This is a genomic window from Marinilactibacillus piezotolerans, from assembly GCF_900169305.1.
GTDB classification, from domain to species: Bacteria; Bacillota; Bacilli; order Lactobacillales; family Carnobacteriaceae_A; genus Marinilactibacillus; species Marinilactibacillus piezotolerans_A.
The window spans coordinates 349,403-367,787 of the sequence record NZ_FWDP01000003.1; the positions used below are offsets into that span (position 1 = coordinate 349,403).

Below are 18,385 nucleotides of genomic sequence, written 5' to 3' on the forward strand. Positions count from 1 at the left end.
AAAGTGAGAAGTCGTTGCCTTTTTCGTTACAATTATGAGTTATTCAGAAGATATATATTGGTTCAAGAAAGTCGATACTTTGTGTCGATACGTTTCTTTATCCATGACGTAAGCATAGGCATGTTTAGCTTCTGGAACCACGTAAAGTTCCTTAGGAGAAGCGTTCGCTTCATATAAGTCATAAACCATACTTGTGGGCACAAAGTCATCTGCACCTCCGTGGATAAATAACGTGGGTATCTGATTCTTTCTGACTTGTTCCAATGGACTAGCTTCTTCAAACCAATAACCGGCTTTCAACTTTGTGATCAAGCTGGTGATTTGAACAAGCGGAAATTTAGGAAGCTTGTACATCGCTTTTAGCTGATGAGTAATTTCTGCTTCAACTGAGCTGAATCCGCAGTCTTCTACGATCGCTTTAACTTGAGCAGGCAGCTGTTCTCCACTGACATTCAAGACTGTAGCGCCACCCATGCTGATACCAAATAAGACAATTTCACAGTCTTCTCCATGTCTGTTGATCATCTGATCAATCCATTTAAGGTAATCATGGCGTTCGTGCCAGCCGAATCCAATATAATTTCCATCGCTGGTTCCGTGTCCTCTGGCGTCTGCAACTAGAATATTGTACCCCAATTGGTTGAATAGTTCTGCAAAAGGCGCCATATCCCTGGAACTGCCATTATATCCGTGTGCAATCAGCGCAATTTTTTTAGAAGGGGTCGATGCTGGAATATAAATACCGGCGATCCGTAAGCCGTCTTCAGAAATAATTTCTGTCGCTTCACGCTCAGCTTGATTGTACCACCGTTTTTCTGCAGCCCAAGGATCATCTGGGGTAATTTCTTCGTAATTGACAACTTCCAGAAAGTCTTTATCGTTATTGGAAACGGCCGTTTTATAAAAATAATGACCTGCAACGGTCAAAGCTCCAACAACAGCGCCTAGTCCGCCTATTAGTGAATATGCAATCTTCTTTTTCATTCTGTCGACTCCTACTTTTGATCTTTTCATACTTATCCTAACATATAAACTTGAAAAAGCTGTAAAGAAAATCACCGAAATGTATACTTGGGCAATTTCCCTTGAACAAGATACAATAGATAGAGAAATTAATAAAAAAGGAAAGAAGGATAATAATGGTTAAGACAATCAGTATGGAAGAGTTTTATCCAAATCATAAAACGGTACAGGTCATTGATGTGAGAGAAGAAGATGAATTCACAGAAGGACATATAGAAGGTGCAAAAAACGTTCCCTTATCAGAACTTGAAAATCGCTTAGAAGAATTTGGCGCTGATCAAGAATACTATGTCATTTGCCGCTCTGGCAGACGGTCAGCGAATGCCTGTGAACGCTTGGCTCAACAAGCAAATGTAACCAACGTAGAAGGCGGCATGCTGGCGTTTCAGGAAAAACAATCAGCAGATTAACAAGAAGGATTGGAAGACAACTTAGCTTCCGATCCTTTATTTATTAGTGAGGTAAAAGTTCTTGAAGCAGAGAACGAAAAACTTCTCTGTCTTCATCGGTAAAAGCTTTAGGACCTTTTGTCCGCTGACCGCTTTTACGAGCCATGGCACTGAGATGTCTAGTCTGCAGCAGCTGGTCAATATTATCTGAGGAATACCTAAATCCTTTGTGATGGATAACCGTGCACCCTTTTGGTAAGAGAAGAGAAGCTAGACCATAATCTTGAGTAATGATGAGATCTCCGGGCTTTGCCAGCTGCACGATTTTAAAATCAGCAGCGTCTGCACCCTGCTCAACGTAAACCGTCTGGACAAAATCGGGATAATCCTGCAGTGAAAAATGAGCGATACTGGAGACTAAAACAACCGGTAGATCTTTTCCATCTGCTTCTTCAATGACAATATCTTTTACTGGACTTGCATCGGCGTCAATGAGGATCTGCATAGTTTTTAATCCTTTCTTGGTACTTCAGCTTAACCAGCTGAAATAAGATAATGAGTAACCGTAGTTTATCATAAATGTATGATAAACTGAAAAGAACGAAAAGGAAAGCAGGCGATAGCAGTGAATGAAGAAATCATTATGAGTACGGCCGAAATGGTCCGTTCAAAGTTGGCGGGAGAGGGATCTGGGCATGACTGGTTCCATATCGAGCGGGTCTGGAGAAACGCCATCAAAATCGGTCGCGCTGAAAAAGCAGATATGTTTATCGTCCAGCTTGCGGCCTTGCTGCATGATCTGGCAGACGATAAAGTGGTTCTGGATGAAGAGACCGGTCTTTCTGAAATCAATTACTGGCTTGAAGGAGAAGGTGTTCCGCCAAATGTCATTGAACCAGTACTGGAGATTATTCAAACCATTTCCTTTAAAGGCGGAACAGGAAAGATATTAGGATCTTTAGAAGCCAAAGTCGTACAGGATGCAGACCGTTTGGATGCAATTGGTGCGATCGGGATTGCCAGAGCTTTTACCTATGCGGGAAGTGTCGGGCAGCCGATTTTCGATCCGCAGTACGAAGTGAGAGAAAAAATGACAAAAGAAGATTATCGCAATGGCAAAACCAGCTCTATCCATCACTTTTATGAAAAATTATTAAAACTAAAAGATTTGATGAACACGGAAACCGCCATCCAAATGGCTGAAGAACGCCATCAGTTTATGGAGCAGTTCTTAGAACAATTTTTCAAAGAATACACAGTAGACGAAGAATAAAAAGACCGGAAGCGGGCTGTTCCTTCTATAATAGAAGACGAGTCTGTTTCCGGTTTAATTATTTTTAAAAATCGTCAAAGTCATCAAAATGCTGATCTTTTTGCTGAATTGTTTCATATGAAACGTCTGCCAAGTGACGCTTCTCCAGGTTATAACGGTAAGGTGCCTGCTCTTGACGGATGCCTTTCCCATAGCGAACCAGTCCGATCAGTAAGACAACCAGCAGAACGACGAATACTACAGTATATAGGGTGAAATCATCCAAGGTTGACTGTGAAGGGTAAACCATTTCTAAGATTTCACTCTCGCTGAGGTTGGGACTAAACAGACTAGGTACTATGATCAGAAAATTGTATAAAATATGCGTAATAATCGGATAAATGATTTTCTTCGTTTTGATGTAGATAAGCGAACAGAGAAGTCCGAGCAGCAGTTGAGGAATCAGCAAAGATCCTAAATGAATCATCATAAAGACGATTGAACTGAAGATAATCCCTTTGACGTTTCCATATTTTGCTGCCCACTTATTCAATAGGAATCCTCTGAAAGTCAATTCTTCTACAATCGGAGCTGCTATCACAGCGATAGGCAATAGATATAAAGAAGACGTTGCCGATTCATCAGCCAATCCAGGTATAAAACCAAAAAACAGTACCAGTTCATAATATAATGGTTGACTGAAATAAGCTAAACGCAAAACGACATAGAGAAACAGAGAGCCGCATACGGCAGTGATCACGGTTAAGAGTAAAATAGGATACAGTGCTTTTTTATCCAGGTTCCCTCTATCGGTGATTGCCAGCAGAGAAAAGTTCTGTTTATGGATTTGACTGATCGTAATCTTGTATATCAGAAAATAAAGAACCAGTGATCCGACCATATTCAAGAAGTCGAAATATTGGTACTGGAAGGCTACAAGCAGAATGCTGGTTACGATGACTATGCCGATTGAAGCAAGAATGACTCTCCAGAGAACGGACCAGATCTTGGCTTTAGAGAAGTGTTGTTCATACATCTATATAAGGGCTCCTTTTTTGATTGAAGTGAGGGCGTTAAAAAGTTTATTTTATACTAATCAATGTACCATAGTTTGCAAAAGAACTGTATAAAAATGTATAGAGAGTTCAGAGAACTTTGTCGCTGAAGATCAGGTTGTGATAATATAGTCTTAGCCACAATAATGGAGGTACATAAATGGAACCGATTTTAGAATTGCGCGAAGTTAGAAAGTCTTTTGGGGGAAATACTGTCTTAAAAGGAGTCAACTTTTCTGTTCATCCAGGGGAAATTATTGGATACATAGGTCCGAACGGTGCCGGAAAAAGTACGACCGTCAAAATCATTTTAGGTATGCTGCAGCAGGATGCCGGAGAAATTCTGTTGTTTGGAAAGCCGATTACCAGCAGTGATGATACATATAAGGCGAAAATCGGCTATGTTCCGGAAAATGCAGAGCTGTATGAAACATTATCTGCAGAAGAATATTTGTTGTTTGTCGGCCGATTATACGGGCTGGAAGAAGAAGTTGTACGTCAGAAAAGCTTGGAAATGATGCGAATATTGGGGATCGAATCGGCTTTTAAAAACCGTCTGTCTTCTTTTTCAAAAGGAATGCGGCAAAAAGTACTGATTATTTCCAGTTTATTGCACAATCCGGATATTCTTTTCTGGGATGAACCGCTGAATGGACTAGATGCCAATAGTGTGCAGATCATTAAAGAAATCCTGATTGCATTAAAAGAAGATGGAAAAACTATTTTTTACTCTTCTCATATTATGGATACAGTGGAAAAGCTGAGTGATCGAATCATGATCTTGAATGAGGGTACAGTCGTGGCGGATGGACCATTTGAGGCGCTTCAGCAAGAAGCGGACGGAACACTGGAGCAGTTGTTCAATCAACTGACGGGATTCAATGAGCACGCTGAATTAGCGCAATCCTTCATGTCAGCGCTGAAAGGAGGAACGACCGCTTATGATGCGTAACCTGTTTGGCTCTGATCAAAAAAAGCAGGAGTCTTTCTTCGGTAAAGCGTTGAATGTGTTAGAGCCGATGTATAGATTTTTTAGTGTCGACTTTCCGATTATGAAGCTGATCGTTGAGACTAAAATGACGATGGACAGTCGACAGGAGAATCCGATCGCTAATACTTGGAACAATAAAAAAAGGGATGAAGACAAGAATCCTTTCTTCCAGTCTCTTTGGGTATATGCTCTGATCAGTATGCTCTTACTGTTTTTATTCTCAATCGATAATATTTTATTTCAATATACGGCGTTCTTTAGTTACGTTTTTATCATGCTGTTTTCAACGCTGATCGCAAATTTTTCGAGTATTCTTCTGAATACCAAAGATCAGGTATTGATTGGAACAAAACCGGTCTCGTCTAGAACTTTGAGTGCCGCAAAAGCTACACACGTATTTATTTATCTGATTTCATTTACTGTAGCGATTGCAGGACCTATGATTGCAGCGAGCTTTTTCTTTCATGGATTCATGATAGGGTTGATGGCCATTATTCTAACAATTGTTGCTGCTGTGTGGTGCTTGCTGTTGACCATTATTACCTACGCGACTGTGCTGAAACGGTTCAATGGCGAACGTCTGAAAAATATTATTGCCTACAGTCAGATTGGTATTTCGGTTTTTACCATTGTCGGTTATCAGATTATGAATCAAGTGATACAAGTGGTTGATCCGTCAACCTTAGCGATTGAATTAAATCTGCAGTGGTGGCATGCGATTGTTTTCCCGCTTTGGTTTGTAGCTCCTTTTGGTATTCTGCAACAAGGCTGGTCAGTGACCTATGGTGTCTATGTTGCGCTGCTGGTGATTGGAACGATCAGTATTGTGCTGCTTTACCGATTGAATAATGACAAAATCGAATTGAATCTGCAAAAAATGGAAAGTGGAGAGGCAGATGAAGATAAGCGCTCCTGGTATGAAACGGCGACAGGGAATCTGGTCTGCTGGAATGCTCAGGAAAAAGGGTACTACCATTTTGTCTGGCAGCTGACTAAGCATGAACGAGAGTTTAAGACGCGCCTATATCCCTCTCTAGCCAGTATTCTGGTGTTTCCCTTCGTATTCATGATCAGTTCCCTCAGATTGGCGGAAGCTGGACTTGAGTCGTCTGGGCTTTTAATTTACATGCCTTATTTTACAATGATGATTATTCCGATGCTGTCAACGACTTTGCGTTATTCCAAGAACTATAAAGGAAGATGGGTTTTTGGGATCAGCTCTAATGCAGATGCACATTTCTTCTTTCAGGGAGTGATCAAAGCGATGACGATGAAGCTGATTTTTCCCCTTTACATGCTATTGTCGATCATTGTTTTAGTGATAGCCGGCTGGGAGCTGGCTGTCCCTCTGCTCAATGGGTTTTTCTTGATTATCATTTTGTTCTGTATAGAAGTTAGGAGAACGTTAAAGACCTATCCATTTTCTAAACAATATGATGCTTCAGAAGCGAACCAGGGATGTATGGCTACGATGATTTTCTTTGCAATTATCATGATTGCAGCAATCATTATGTACCTAGTCCAAACATTTATTCCTTTTGGATCCATCGTAGCTTTGGTTATTTTGGTAACAGCTGCAGGCTGGTTTTTAACAAAAGGGTTTAAGTCAGTAATACTAACTCAACAATATTAATTAAAAAAGAAGAACAGGGAGACTCGTCAAGAAGACCGAGTTTCTCTGTTCTTTTTTAATCTATCAAAATGACTAGCAGATAGGTGCTGCTGATAAATCTGCAATGTTGCAAGCAGTATTTCTTTTTGATGAGGAGCAGGAAGATGAGTATTCTTATTTCTTCCATAGAAGCATTCATCAGCCAATGCTCCAAAGCTCTCTAACGTACTTGATTGAGACGGCGAGTGAATGTTCCACTGCTGAAGATAGCTTTGGACCGTCTGATCGGCAGCTCTTTTTCTTTTGAATTCAAATAATCTTAAAATCCAGGATACAGCTCTTGTTAATGAAAGCTTGTTATACTGGAGCATTTTTTTAAGGATCCAACCAGCTGCATAGAGTGGAACTGAGAAAAAGACTAATGCGGCTATCAGCAAGATCAGTCCAGCTGCAAGCAGAATAGGAACTGAACGACCGGTTGTTTCTTCCGGAGAATCTGCTGAAGCAGACTTTTCTTGTGCTGCTGTCTCTTCTTGTGCTTCCGGTTCTTCGGGCTCCGGAGCTTCTTCTGTCTCTGGTTCTGGAGCTTCCGGTTCTGGAGGTGGCGCTTCTGCTTCTGCAGCATTCTGTGTATCCCGCTGTTCTGCAGCGAAGCGTTCGTCTTCCGGAGAGGCATCTTCCTCTGTTTGAGTCACTGGACTGGCAAAAGTCGGACTCGGCTCGAACGGGACCCAACCTGCGCTTGGGAAGTAGACTTCTACCCAAGAATGCGCATTTGAATTTGAAATTTGGTAATAAGATTCCCCCTGACTGTTCGTTTGCTGACTTCCGGGTGTGAATCCTTTTGCCCAACGCGCCGGGATACCTACAGAACGCAGCATCATAGTCATGGCAGTTGAGAAATTATCACAGTATCCTACTAACGTATCGAATAAAAAATATTCGACATAATCTCTGCCAGGTGGTGTCTGAGCTGCATCTTCCATACTATAGCGGTATCTGCCTTCTGACTTTAAATAAGACTCGATTGCACGGACCATTTCATATTCACTTTCCATCCCCGCTGTCAGTTCATTAGCAAGATCAACCACTCTCTGCGGAAAATCATCCGGTCGTTGAAGCTCTTCCGGAATAAACTGTCTCAGTTGATCTTCAAGCGGGAGTTCAGGATTATAGGATTCACCTTCCTGGCTGCCGAACTGACCTAAAAATTCTTTTCGCCAGCCGTCATCTTGTTTAAGAAGTGCTTCGTCCAATCGCCCTGGATAAGACGAGTCATAGCTGACCGTATATGTTGACAGATCAGCTGGGCTTTCAGTAAATAAATGATGTTCAGTATAACGATTGACGCTTAACGAATAATCGGTTAGGGAATCATCAATGTTCAGTTCACTCCATCCATAAGGTAATGCCAAGTACTCAAGAGGCGTCTCCCAAACCAGCGTTGCAGTCGCATTTTCTGCTTGAGGATCAGGAGAGGCATTATAAGCGGCAGACAGATAAGGAGAAAGCATCTCTTCATATTGACCAGGACTATCACTGTTCCAGCCAGTGCCTATATATATTCGACGATGGAGCACTTTCCAGTAATGCGGTTCATCTGTATAAGCTTTGAATACACGGGTATAGTCATTTTGAAGCGGACCGCCCAATCGTTCATCGTTGGTACTCATACCGGTTCTTTTAAACCTGGAACGGGGCGACTGATCATTGACCCAGTCAAAAAAACCTTCTCTATCCAAAGTTTGCTGATATCCGGAGGAAGTCGTTTCAATCCAGCTTTGAACAGGTTTCAGGCGCTCAAGACTGAAATAAGCAACCAGCACAACAGCAACCGTCAGCAACGTTGTCAGTATGCTGGACTTGAAAAAATGGCGATAGCCCATTTGCTCACTGACACGAGCCAATCCGATGAACAGCAGACCGAAGCCGATAGCAGATACGGTATACGGTAAAATAGCATAGCCTGTAAATGTATGAATCAGCAATAAATAACCAAACACAATCAGAAAAGAAGGGGATGTTATTTTTTGGTAAAGACCGGAATAGGTGACTAAGATGATCAGCAGCAGCAGTGCCAAACTGATTAAATGGACAGGAATAGCAACCGTGGATCCAGCGACCAAGGAAGTCCATTCTTGCTGTCCTTCCTGAACAAAAGCATCGAACCATCCTGAAAGGTTATTTTGTATACGTAATGATGGAAAAGAAAAGTAATAAAAGATGAATAACGCTAATCCTTCAAATAAAAAGTACAGCCAACGTTTTTTTATAACGGCTGCAACAAGTTGTGTCACAACAAAGAATCCAGCAAATGAATAAAAACCGGGCAATTCGTTGATTTCAAGAAACAGATACAGGACAGGTAAAACCAGCAAGCTGTGGACGATTCCTAGAAGAAGTGTCCGGCTGAAATTAAAAAAAGAACGATTGAGATTAAACTGCATAGGCCTTCTCTCCTTCGGCTGCAGGTAAATGGTCTTCTGTTAAAGGGATAATCGTAGTCGAGTTATTCAGCAGATCAGAAATAGCGTCGGTTTTTGGACAGATGATTAGAATCGTTTCTGAAGTCAGCAAACGACTATTGATCTGTTCAGCTAACAAATGCTTTTCTGAACAAGGCTGAATTGATAAGAAATCCTGATGAGTTTGCTTCACCTTGATTTCGCCATTGAATGACCCGCATAAATTCAAAGTGACAGGGTGGGTGGCGGACAACTCCTGATATAGACTATAAGCCAGACTCAGCAACGATTCAAAATTCGGTGAATCTATGCCGGCAAAATAAAGACTAAGCGGCTTTTGTTCTTCTTTCTCATACTCTTTGATCATCCAGTTATCGCGTTTTAAGCTTGATTTCCAATCGATGTGGCTAAGGGAATCTCTAGATTGATATTTTCGAATTTCTTTGACCTGATACTCATGCTGAGTAGCGAACCGTCGATTGGTCAATCCCAGCTGTCTGTTGTGCATCAAGCCATGAATCGCAGATTTAGACAATCCTTTCGGATAAACATCTAAATCAACCGGCAGCGAATGCATTGATCGATGGTTAAAAATCCCCAGTAGTCCAGATCCTTTGAGTTCCACTTTTAATTTATCGTGATGACCTCTAGGTAACTTCAAATCTGGATAGTGTACAGAGAGTTTACGCTTAAAGTATGCAGAAACTTGCTGACTATACGGCTCTCCTTCACTCAGTAAAGTGACTTGAATAACAGGAACCAGAAACAATAAACGAAAGCGGCGCACGACATTGAATAATAAAGAAATGGTACCGTCAGAATGCATTTCTGTCTTGATTCGCTTAAAGACTGCATGAAAGCGGGCAGACAGAAAGGCTGCAGCCAGTACAAAAGTAAAGGCGTAAAAAGCAAACCAAGTGACTGTAGAAGGGAATGTGAGTGTATAGAGAACGACTAATGCATAAATCAGTAGAAAAGATACAGCATGTTTGTTGGGCAAATAAGCTCTCATTGTGCACGTCCGCTTCTTACAGGTACAGGGACTTGGCTGATCAATTGATCAATAAAGGCATCTTTCTCTTTTGTACTTAAGCTGTTTTCCATCAGCAGGCGATGTCGATACAGCGGCTTGATAATCGACAAAATATCTTGAGGAGTAACGTAATCACGCCCATTTAAATAGGCTTGTGCACGAGCAGCTGATAAAGAGTACTGAACACCGCGCGGACTGATTCCTAATCGGACTTCAGGATGTTGACGTGTCCGGTCAGCCAGCAGGACGATATATTCTAATAAATCACGATTTACATGAATGCTTTGAACCACAGCTTTTGCAGTTTTAAATTCGGCTAAGGACAAAACAGGTGTTAAAGAGTCGATGGCTTCTAATTGATCAGTTGATTCCAGCATACGAATTTCTTGTTCATTGTCTGGATAGCCAAGAGATAACTGAAATAAGAAACGGTCGAGTTGGGCTTCGGGTAAAGGATAGGTTCCTTCATAATCAATAGGATTTTGAGTCGCTAATACGAAAAAGGAATCAGGAAGCAAATGAGTCTTTCCGTCTAAAGTAACTTGGCGTTCGGACATGGCTTCCAGCATAGCTGCCTGCGTTCTGGGAGAAGTCCGATTGATTTCATCAGCAAGAATGATCTGGTTGAAAATAGGACCAGACCTAAATTCAAATTGATCATGATGCAGACTGGGTACAGAAAAACCGATAATATCAGAGGGGATCAAGTCGGGTGTAAATTGAATACGAGAAAAGTCTGCTTTTAAGCTTTTAGCAATGGTCTTGATCAACATCGTTTTTCCAACTCCGGGAATATCTTCAAATAAGACATGACCGCCCGCCAGCATAGCAATCAGTGTCATTCTAGTTACCTCTTTTTTCCCAATAACGATCTGATCGACAGAATCAATTAAAGTGTGTAATTGTTGAATCGTCTGTTGTGTTTGTTCAGAAAAAGTCACTATCCGGTTCCTCCTGCAATCTGCAATTTATCTCTTTGATTAAATAAGTTTATATTATTGTAATCATAATGTTCACTGAATACAACGACATCAGTAAGGTTGTAGAAAAAATTACACGATTAATACACTTTTGAATGAAAAAAGAGGTAGAAACTCAACAGTGAGCGTTCTACCTCTTATCCAACTATTAACGGTTATAAATAGAATAATTGCTGATAAATCTTTGCCAGATCTAAACTGACGGCTTTTAAGTCAAGCGCTCGCGCTTCCTGCAGTCCTGCTTGAGTCAGAGAAGGAAGCTCTCCCTCTAAAATCATCGGCAGCTTGCGTTCAAAGTCGTCTTGCACTTTTGCCTTATAAACAGATTTTCCCTCTTTTAACCATTCTTGATAAATGGGAATATCCCTTACCAACACAGGTGTCTCGTTCGCTAGTGCTTCAAGCAAAACAATGCCTTCTGTTTCTTCATAGGTCATGAACAAGAACAAGTCGCTGCCGGAATACGCATCTCGGAGTTCTTCGGCAGATATATAGCCGGGGAAATGCAAGTTATCAGAAGCTTGTGCAATAGCTTTTTGGACTGCCGGCGTCATTAAAGACTTGGGTGTGTGTCCAAACCAGAAAAAAGTATATTGAGGAAATATTTTTGCTAAATCGATAAAATCAGTAACGCCTTTTCGATCAATCAAATGACCTACAGACATCACGACTTTCTGATCTTGACTTAACGCATACTGTTCTCTGAATCGTTTTGCATAAGCTGCTTTTTTTGCAAAAAAAGTGGTGTCCACACCATTAGACAGCGAAACAATTGGCCGATTGATGGCATAACGTAAGAGAAGATTTTTAGAATAAGCAGTCGGTGTAATAATGATATCCCCTTGTCTATAACACAGCTCCAGCCACTTTTTGAATGCGGGAGCGACAAGGTTCGAACCGCGAAAAGAATTCCTGAAATCTTCCATAGTGGAATGACCGTAATAAATAACTTTTTTCCCTTTTGAACGGGCTTTTTTAGCCATCCAGAAAGAATCTGGCAACACGGTATTTAAGTGAACCACATCATAATCTTCGTTCGTATTTTCTGTGTAGGAAATCTCTAAAGCTTCCAGCATTTTTTTCTGATGCCGGATCGCTTCGCCGATGCCGCTTTTAGACAGCAGCTTTTCGGAGCCGGTGTACAGTAAAACTTTGATGTCATTGGTTTCCAATTAAATCCTCATTCCTAGATAGAGAAAACATGTTGATGAGAATAGTTTCGGACAGCATCCAAATAAACAGCCTCAACTTGCTTTCCGAACGCTTCGATAGAGTACGTTTCCTCTATTTTATTTTGTGCTGCTTTTTTCTGAGCTTCGTTGTATTTAAATTCAGAGAGCAGTGTATAAAGAGAAGTCTGGAACTCTTCAAAATTCGTATACTGAAATCCATTTTCACCATCTTGGATTACACCGATCAGACAGTCATCTTTCCTGCATAAGGCTAAGGTACCACTGGCTAGCGCTTCAATGTAAGACAATCCTTGTGTTTCACTCGTTGAAGCACTGACAAAGACGTCTCCCAGTTTATAATAGACAGGAATCTTAGAAGGTTCTACCATTCCCACAAAGTGAACATACTGACGCACACCCATTTTATCTACATATTCTTCCAGTGTAGATCGGTAAGGTCCGTCCCCGACGATCACTAAACGAAGGGAAGGGTCCTGCAAGCGACTCAAATAGTAGATGATTTCTTCTAAATTTTTCTCTTTAGCTACTCGTCCAACGCTGACCAGCACAGAACAATCATCCGGGATAGACAAGGAGCGTCTAAAAGCCTTGATTTCATCTTGTTCTACAATCTGACTGAATTTCACCAGGTCGAGTCCTGTGGGTATCACTTGAATTGGCTGAGAAACTTTGTACCCTTTCAGAAGCTGCTCTACCTTTTTCGTAGGTGCAATAACCGTTTCGGCGTGATTCAATACTTTCTTACTGAATAACCCGACTGCTTTTTTTCCCCATTTTTTATTGGGTGAAAAATAATGTGTATAATCTTCATAGACCGTATGATATGTATGCACTAAAGGAACATTCAGAATCTCAGAAATTCTGCGTGCGATACGGAATGTACTGAATTCACATTGAGTATGGATAATATCCGGACTCCATTGCAGAATGTGAGATAAAACTTCTTCGTCCATTGTGAATGCAAAACGAGCTCCAGGGTAAATTTTTCCAATCCCATAAGAAGACATAGTGTATAAGCCTTGCTCATCGCAAACTTGTACATTCTCTTTATCAGATAGTGTCAGCACGCGAACTTCGTGTCCCATTTTCGTTAAGATCTCTTTTAGGTTGATAATAGAAGTGATTACACCGTTAACAGTTGGAGTATACCATTCTGTTGTAATTAATATCTTCATATCTTCCTCCAAAATTAATTGTATTCATTATACTCTAAATAAAGTGATAGGATGACCATATTTTAAAAATAATATCTAAAATTTACAAAAAATTTTAAAATATTCAATCATTATACATGTGGATGTCATTTTTTCTTCACATTATTAGTGTACGCGGTTATCAGAATACATTCATCAGACTTAAGACTGGTTTTTTATCTTCAATCGGCATGAGCATTAAAACTTCGTCTAAAATCAATATCTGCGTTGTTTTAAAGGGTATAGATACGATACAATAAGTAGGAGAATAATTCAATGATTAAGGAGCACAAATCTAATGAATAAAGTCATTTTAACTGGAGACCGTCCTACGGGAAAACTCCATCTTGGGCATTACGTAGGCTCTTTACAGAATCGTGTAAAAATGCAGGAAGATCCGGATACCCATATATATGTGATGATTGCTGACCAGCAAGCATTGACGGACAATGCGAAAACACCGGAAAAAGTTCAACAGAACCTGCTGGAAGTGGCGCTGGACTATCTCGCGGTTGGTCTGGATCCTGAGCGTTCTACAATTCTGATCCAGTCACAAATTCCACAGCTGCCGGAATTGACGATGTACTATTTGAACTTGGTTACGATGGCCAGACTGAACCGAAATCCTACTGTGAAGTCTGAAATTCAGGAAAAAGGGTTTAATGAGAGTATCCCTGCTGGATTTTTCATGTATCCAGTCAGCCAAGCAGCAGATATTACAGCTTTCAAAGCAACGCACGTACCGGTCGGGGAAGATCAGAGACCGATGCTGGAGCAGACTAGAGAAATTGCAAGAGATTTTAATCGAACGTATCATACCGAAGCTTTGGTCGAACCGGATATCATTCTGCCGCCAAAAGGGCATGGACGACTAGTCGGAATCGATGGAAAAGGCAAGATGAGCAAGTCTTTGAACAATGGGATTTACTTATCTGATTCTGCAGATGAAATCCAGAAAAAAGTGATGAGTATGTATACAGACCCAAACCATATTCGCGTAGAAGATCCGGGTCAGATTGAAGGCAATGTTGTCTTTACTTACTTGGATGTTTTCGATGACGATAAAGAAAAAGTACAAGAGCTGAAAGACCATTACCAAAAAGGCGGATTAGGCGATGTGAAAATCAAACGCTACTTGAATGAAGTTCTGCAGGCGAAATTGCAGCCGATCCGCGAACGCAGAGAAGAATTCGCAAAAGATCGTGAAGCTGTCCGTACCATGCTGAAAGCCGGCAGTGAAAAAGCAGAACGTGTCGCAGCGCAGACATTGGATGAAGTAAAAGCGGCAATGGGGATCAATTATTTTTAAATTAGAATAAAAAAGAATGGAGCGCAGGATGTGTTAACAGCATATTGTGCTCTTTTTCTGCCATTAAATTTGAAAGGAAGCATATATGTTAGAGACAGAAAGACTAAAGTTGCGCGATTATACAGAGGATGATTTTGAATTTTTATATTCGCTGACTTCAAATGAGAAAATCATGAAATATATTGGTAACGGACAGACTCGGGATCGAATAGAGACAAAAGAATTTATGGATAAGATGCTCAAAATGTATGATGAAAGTATTCATTTAGGACTGAGAGTTATTGAACTTAAAAGTACTGGAGAAGCAATTGGGCATGCTGGATTTATAGACTGGATAATAGAAGATAATGAGTATACTGAAATCGGATATTGGATTGCCGAGGACTACTGGAATCAAGGATATGCTACGGAGATTGCTATAGCACTGCGTACATTTGGTGAACAGATGCTTCAATTAGAAGAAATGATCTCTCTAGTACAAGTAGGAAATACCGGTTCTGAGAATGTAGCAGAAAAAAATGGAATGCAGGTATTGAAGCAAGTAGCGATGAAGGGAAAATCCGTTAATGTTTATTCAACGAAAGCTTGATAATGAGGAGATAACACTACTATAACTAGCAGGAATATAAAATTGAAGGAGCTTTGAAATGGGAAACACCGATAAAATCCATCAAATGGGCTTATATGAAGAATATTTAGAAAGTATTAAGCAGCAGACCAAATGGATAGAAGTACGATTGAATGATGAAAAAAGACAGAAAATCAAAATAGGAGATTTTATAGAGTTTACTAAAGTCCCACAACTGGACGAATCAATCATTGTGAAAGTGACTGATTTGAAAAAGTATAAGAGTTTCAAAGATATGTATCTAGATAGTCCATTTGCAGCATTCGGTTGTGAAGGGTGGACACTAGAGGAATTGGTAAAAGGTACATACGAAATCTATTCAATTGATCAAGAAAGAGAATTTGGCGCTTTAGCTATCGGTGTTAAATATATTGATTAATGAACTAAATGAAGCTGCCAAGAGAAATTAATTTTCTAGACAGCTTAAAATGTGTTCGATTCAGTACCAATGTCTTCTTTGAGTTGTTGCTTGTTTAAACAATTGTTTTAAAGTATGTTCATCATTTTCTATCAGTGATTGCTTTAAAGCATTCAATTCCACTTCGAATTGTTCAATAGAATCCAGCAGCGCTGTACGATTGTTCAAGAATAATTCGCTCCATAACTCACCATTGATATCAGCGATCCGCGTCAACTCCTGAAAGCTATTGCCCGCAAACGTTAGTGTTTCATCCGAAGCTTGAATACTATTGACGACTGCTACTGACAGTGCGTGCATCAACTGACTGACATAAGCGATCTGTTCATCGTGTTGTTCAGGGGATACACGTGTAAGTGTTGTAAAACCAAGGGCTTTATACAGCTTCTCAATCGTTTGTATATTTTCCTCCAGATTACTGTCGATAGGAGTAATCAGAGCATTCGCGTTTAAAAAGCGGGTATGATCAGCACCTGAAATGCCTTTCTTTTCACTCCCGCGCATCGGATGTGCAAAGATAAAGTCTGCTTTAGGAGGCAGTACAGCTCGTACTTGCTCGATAATCGTCGTCTTGACTCCCGTAACGTCTGTCAGAACCAGTCCTTGTTTAAAAAAAGGAGCATACTGTTCTACAAACGGGGCGATTTGGCTAGGATACAAAGATAAGATCAATACATCAAGTTCAGGTAGAAAATCCTTAATATTCGTTCCACCTTGCTTGATCATGCCTGATTCGAGGGCAATTCGAATCGTCTCTTCGTCGATATCTATACCATAGACATCATCATACCCAGCTGTTCTTAATCCTGCCGCAAATGAGCCGCCGATCGCACCGAGACCAATAATTCCAATGTTCATAATCTACTCCTTTATGTTACTGTTCTTCCAATGCGTGAATAGCTAAAGTGTATCCTGTTGCGCCAAATCCGGAAATTTGTCCTATACAGGCTGATGCAACAACAGACTTATTACGAAAAGCTTCCCGGGCGTGGATATTGCTTAAATGAACTTCTACAGTGGGGATTCCGACTGACTTGACCGCATCATGAATCGCATAACTATAGTGTGTGTAAGCAGCTGGATTCAAAATAATTCCGTCCGCCTGCTCGCTGTGGGCTTGCTGGATCCGATCAATCAGCGAACCTTCCGTATTACTTTGAAAAAAATCGCATGTATGCCCGCGATCTTCAGCGTAAGCTTTGATCTTCTGCTCAAGATCTTCCAATGTTTCTTTTCCATAAACGTCTGGTTCCCGTATTCCTAGAAAATTTAAATTAGGACCATTGATAATCACTAAATCCATCTGTCTTCTCCTTTACTTAGAAATTATAGAAGCAGGAAGCTGTTTCTCGATTTCGATTAATACCTGTTCCAAAGAAGAGGTGTTAGGTACAATGAAATCAGCTGCTGCCGTATAGAGATTCTTTCGCTCATGGTACAATTGGTATAGTCTTTCTATTCCTGACTTCAAAAGTGGACGATGTTCCGTCTGAATATCTTGAACAATCTGTTCAATTGGCCGGTCGATCAAAATAATCCACCCTGTTTTTCTCAATGCCTGAATATTGAGTTGATTTAAAACAACACCGCCGCCACAGGAGATAACTGTTCGTTGCTGCTGAGCGGCGAGATTTTGGCATGCAGCTGCTTCAATTTCTCTAAAATGCTCTTCGCTAACCGCAAAGAGTTCGGGGATTGTCTGCTTTTCTGTTTTTTCTATATAATGGTCGATGTCTATAAAAGACATTGAGAGCCTTGCGCTCAGCTGTTTGCCGATAGTCGTTTTGCCGCTGCCTGTCATCCCGATCAATACAATGTTGGATTTCATCTTCTCTCACCAAATTCCTGAATCAATTCTTCAATGATGGAAGAATCGATTTCAATGTTTTCCCAAATCTCTACCGCTCTGACAGCTTGCCCGATCAGCATATCCAACCCGTTTGCCGTTTCTTTCGCATGCTTTCTTCCTAGCGATAAAAAAGTTGTTTCAAAAGGATTGTAGACTAAATCGATCAAAATACCGAACTGTTGAATCATCCCTTCAGAAACGGGCGAATCGGCTGTGTTTGGATGCATGCCGACAGGGGTAGTGTTAATCAGAAAATCTCCTTGCAGCGTCGAAGCCGAAGTGTAATTGGTATAGGTGGTTTTGTCTGTAGATTCGAAACGTTCAGGAGATCTGGAAACAATGTTAATGTGCTGAATACCCTGATGCAGCAAATAAGCAATCACCATTTTTGCAGCTCCGCCGGTCCCCAATACAACTGCTGTTTTTCCAGCTGGAGACCATTTTCGACGTTCAAAAATCAATCCAAATCCCGCATAGTCCGTATTATATCCAATTAAATGACCAGCCTGATTTTTTATCGTATTTACTGCCTGAAGCTGTCTTGCCAAGGGATCTAGTTCATCCAAAAATGGCAGAACCGTTTCCTTGTAAGGTATGGTTACATTCACCCCGCTGATGGTCAATGTACGAATGCTTGCTACCGCTTCAGACAACTCAGCCGGCGGGAAAGCAAATGTCTTGTATGAAGCTTGTAATCCAGTCTTTTGATAGATAGATCGATGCAGAAGAGGAGATAAACTATGAGACAAATGCTCTCCAAATAAACCGTAAAAATGCATGAGCGACTCCTTTCATTCAAGTAAGTTTGGTTTGAAGTATAGACAAAAGAAAAATGAATTACAAATAGAATCTAAAAATTTATGAGAATTCATTAAATTTATTTGGTCTGAAAAAAGTGAGTAAATCCTATTGTTGAGCGGTTTTTTGAATGATGAAAACAAAAGATTAAAATAAAATTTGAAAAAATTTTGTGATTTCTGTTGACATTGAATTTT

General features: G+C 40.6%; 19 protein-coding genes. 7 read left to right on the top strand and 12 right to left on the bottom strand.

Features of this window, described 5'->3' with window-relative positions; translation table 11 throughout:
• Window positions 1-39 precede the first annotated feature (39 nt).
• Window positions 40-984: an alpha/beta hydrolase gene (locus tag B6F02_RS03480; protein ID WP_080146013.1), complete on the bottom strand. Its 945-nt coding sequence runs from the start codon at window positions 982-984 to the stop codon at window positions 40-42.
• A 155-nt stretch (window positions 985-1,139) separates the two neighbouring features.
• On the opposite strand from B6F02_RS03480, the gene B6F02_RS03485 reads away from it, so the two are divergent.
• Window positions 1,140-1,433: a rhodanese-like domain-containing protein gene (locus B6F02_RS03485; RefSeq protein WP_080146014.1), complete on the top strand. Its 294-nt coding sequence runs from the start codon at window positions 1,140-1,142 to the stop codon at window positions 1,431-1,433.
• A gap of 43 nt (window positions 1,434-1,476) precedes the next feature.
• Here the strand turns inward: B6F02_RS03485 and B6F02_RS03490 are convergent, their stop codons facing one another.
• Complete coding sequence (locus B6F02_RS03490; protein WP_080146015.1) at window positions 1,477-1,917, bottom strand: YaiI/YqxD family protein; 441 nt, start codon at window positions 1,915-1,917, stop codon at window positions 1,477-1,479.
• 138 nt (window positions 1,918-2,055) lie between these two features.
• Between B6F02_RS03490 and B6F02_RS03495 the strand changes: the two genes are divergently transcribed.
• On the top strand, window positions 2,056-2,685 hold the full coding sequence (locus B6F02_RS03495) for an HD domain-containing protein (protein WP_143745210.1): 630 nt from the start codon (window positions 2,056-2,058) through the stop codon (window positions 2,683-2,685).
• Window positions 2,686-2,749: 64 nt separating this feature from the next.
• Here the strand turns inward: B6F02_RS03495 and B6F02_RS03500 are convergent, their stop codons facing one another.
• On the bottom strand, window positions 2,750-3,700 hold the full coding sequence (locus B6F02_RS03500; RefSeq protein ID WP_080146017.1) for a CPBP family intramembrane glutamic endopeptidase: 951 nt from the start codon (window positions 3,698-3,700) through the stop codon (window positions 2,750-2,752).
• 179 nt (window positions 3,701-3,879) lie between these two features.
• Between B6F02_RS03500 and B6F02_RS03505 the strand changes: the two genes are divergently transcribed.
• Complete coding sequence (locus tag B6F02_RS03505; RefSeq protein WP_080146018.1) at window positions 3,880-4,671, top strand: ABC transporter ATP-binding protein; 792 nt, start codon at window positions 3,880-3,882, stop codon at window positions 4,669-4,671.
• Window positions 4,661-6,343 carry a hypothetical protein gene (locus tag B6F02_RS03510; RefSeq protein WP_080146019.1) on the top strand — a complete coding sequence of 561 codons (1,683 nt, stop codon included), beginning with the start codon at window positions 4,661-4,663 and terminating at the stop codon, window positions 6,341-6,343. The genes B6F02_RS03505 and B6F02_RS03510 overlap by 11 nt, the downstream gene beginning before the upstream one ends.
• 26 nt (window positions 6,344-6,369) lie before the next feature.
• Here the strand turns inward: B6F02_RS03510 and B6F02_RS03515 are convergent, their stop codons facing one another.
• From B6F02_RS03515 to B6F02_RS03535, 5 genes are all read right to left on the bottom strand, one after another.
• Window positions 6,370-8,769, bottom strand: a complete 2,400-nt coding sequence (locus tag B6F02_RS03515) for a transglutaminase-like domain-containing protein (protein WP_080146020.1) — start codon at window positions 8,767-8,769, stop codon at window positions 6,370-6,372.
• Entirely contained in the window at window positions 8,759-9,799 is a 1,041-nt protein-coding gene (locus B6F02_RS03520) for a DUF58 domain-containing protein (RefSeq protein ID WP_080146021.1), read from the bottom strand. Before B6F02_RS03520 ends, B6F02_RS03515 begins: the two co-directional genes overlap by 11 nt.
• Window positions 9,796-10,761: an AAA family ATPase gene (locus B6F02_RS03525; protein WP_256864632.1), complete on the bottom strand. Its 966-nt coding sequence runs from the start codon at window positions 10,759-10,761 to the stop codon at window positions 9,796-9,798. Before B6F02_RS03525 ends, B6F02_RS03520 begins: the two co-directional genes overlap by 4 nt.
• Window positions 10,762-10,955: 194 nt before the next feature.
• Window positions 10,956-11,972: a glycosyltransferase family 4 protein gene (locus B6F02_RS03530; RefSeq protein WP_218672162.1), complete on the bottom strand. Its 1,017-nt coding sequence runs from the start codon at window positions 11,970-11,972 to the stop codon at window positions 10,956-10,958.
• A gap of 14 nt (window positions 11,973-11,986) precedes the next feature.
• Window positions 11,987-13,168: a glycosyltransferase family 4 protein gene (locus B6F02_RS03535; RefSeq protein WP_080146022.1), complete on the bottom strand. Its 1,182-nt coding sequence runs from the start codon at window positions 13,166-13,168 to the stop codon at window positions 11,987-11,989.
• Between the two features lie 316 nt (window positions 13,169-13,484).
• Between B6F02_RS03535 and trpS the strand changes: the two genes are divergently transcribed.
• The 3 genes from trpS (at window position 13,485) to B6F02_RS03550 (ending at window position 15,502) form a co-directional block, all read left to right on the top strand.
• On the top strand, window positions 13,485-14,495 hold the full coding sequence (gene trpS / locus B6F02_RS03540; protein WP_080146023.1) for a tryptophan--tRNA ligase: 1,011 nt from the start codon (window positions 13,485-13,487) through the stop codon (window positions 14,493-14,495).
• A gap of 85 nt (window positions 14,496-14,580) precedes the next feature.
• Window positions 14,581-15,084: a GNAT family N-acetyltransferase gene (locus tag B6F02_RS03545; protein ID WP_080146024.1), complete on the top strand. Its 504-nt coding sequence runs from the start codon at window positions 14,581-14,583 to the stop codon at window positions 15,082-15,084.
• Between the two features lie 58 nt (window positions 15,085-15,142).
• Complete coding sequence (locus B6F02_RS03550; protein ID WP_080146025.1) at window positions 15,143-15,502, top strand: ASCH domain-containing protein; 360 nt, start codon at window positions 15,143-15,145, stop codon at window positions 15,500-15,502.
• A 60-nt stretch (window positions 15,503-15,562) separates the two neighbouring features.
• Here B6F02_RS03550 and B6F02_RS03555 read toward each other — a convergent pair whose 3' ends face one another.
• From B6F02_RS03555 to aroE, 4 genes are read right to left on the bottom strand one after another with little or no spacing between them, the layout of a single operon-like run.
• Window positions 15,563-16,399, bottom strand: a complete 837-nt coding sequence (locus B6F02_RS03555) for a prephenate dehydrogenase (RefSeq protein WP_080146026.1) — start codon at window positions 16,397-16,399, stop codon at window positions 15,563-15,565.
• 16 nt (window positions 16,400-16,415) lie between these two features.
• Entirely contained in the window at window positions 16,416-16,844 is a 429-nt protein-coding gene (gene aroQ / locus B6F02_RS03560) for a type II 3-dehydroquinate dehydratase (protein WP_080146027.1), read from the bottom strand.
• Between the two features lie 12 nt (window positions 16,845-16,856).
• Entirely contained in the window at window positions 16,857-17,369 is a 513-nt protein-coding gene (locus B6F02_RS03565) for a shikimate kinase (protein ID WP_080146028.1), read from the bottom strand.
• Window positions 17,366-18,169, bottom strand: a complete 804-nt coding sequence (gene aroE / locus B6F02_RS03570; protein ID WP_080146029.1) for a shikimate dehydrogenase — start codon at window positions 18,167-18,169, stop codon at window positions 17,366-17,368. Before aroE ends, B6F02_RS03565 begins: the two co-directional genes overlap by 4 nt.
• Window positions 18,170-18,385 lie beyond the last annotated feature (216 nt).

Excerpts from the sequence above, each read along its gene's own strand:
- B6F02_RS03565 (WP_080146028.1), bottom strand. The coding sequence starts at position 17,369 with ATGAAATCCAACATTGTATTGATCGGGATGACAGGCAGCGGCAAAACG.
- B6F02_RS03495 (WP_143745210.1), top strand. The coding sequence starts at position 2,056 with ATGAGTACGGCCGAAATGGTCCGTTCAAAGTTGGCGGGAGAGGGATCT.
- B6F02_RS03490 (WP_080146015.1), bottom strand. The coding sequence starts at position 1,917 with ATGCAGATCCTCATTGACGCCGATGCAAGTCCAGTAAAAGATATTGTC.
- aroE (WP_080146029.1), bottom strand. The coding sequence starts at position 18,169 with ATGCATTTTTACGGTTTATTTGGAGAGCATTTGTCTCATAGTTTATCT.
- B6F02_RS03510 (WP_080146019.1), top strand. The coding sequence starts at position 4,661 with ATGATGCGTAACCTGTTTGGCTCTGATCAAAAAAAGCAGGAGTCTTTC.
- aroQ (WP_080146027.1), bottom strand. The coding sequence starts at position 16,844 with ATGGATTTAGTGATTATCAATGGTCCTAATTTAAATTTTCTAGGAATA.
- B6F02_RS03515 (WP_080146020.1), bottom strand. The coding sequence starts at position 8,769 with ATGCAGTTTAATCTCAATCGTTCTTTTTTTAATTTCAGCCGGACACTT.
- trpS (WP_080146023.1), top strand. The coding sequence starts at position 13,485 with ATGAATAAAGTCATTTTAACTGGAGACCGTCCTACGGGAAAACTCCAT.
- B6F02_RS03485 (WP_080146014.1), top strand. The coding sequence starts at position 1,140 with ATGGTTAAGACAATCAGTATGGAAGAGTTTTATCCAAATCATAAAACG.
- B6F02_RS03545 (WP_080146024.1), top strand. The coding sequence starts at position 14,581 with ATGTTAGAGACAGAAAGACTAAAGTTGCGCGATTATACAGAGGATGAT.
- B6F02_RS03505 (WP_080146018.1), top strand. The coding sequence starts at position 3,880 with ATGGAACCGATTTTAGAATTGCGCGAAGTTAGAAAGTCTTTTGGGGGA.
- B6F02_RS03555 (WP_080146026.1), bottom strand. The coding sequence starts at position 16,399 with ATGAACATTGGAATTATTGGTCTCGGTGCGATCGGCGGCTCATTTGCG.
- B6F02_RS03500 (WP_080146017.1), bottom strand. The coding sequence starts at position 3,700 with ATGTATGAACAACACTTCTCTAAAGCCAAGATCTGGTCCGTTCTCTGG.
- B6F02_RS03550 (WP_080146025.1), top strand. The coding sequence starts at position 15,143 with ATGGGAAACACCGATAAAATCCATCAAATGGGCTTATATGAAGAATAT.
- B6F02_RS03480 (WP_080146013.1), bottom strand. The coding sequence starts at position 984 with ATGAAAAAGAAGATTGCATATTCACTAATAGGCGGACTAGGCGCTGTT.
- B6F02_RS03520 (WP_080146021.1), bottom strand. The coding sequence starts at position 9,799 with ATGAGAGCTTATTTGCCCAACAAACATGCTGTATCTTTTCTACTGATT.
- B6F02_RS03535 (WP_080146022.1), bottom strand. The coding sequence starts at position 13,168 with ATGAAGATATTAATTACAACAGAATGGTATACTCCAACTGTTAACGGT.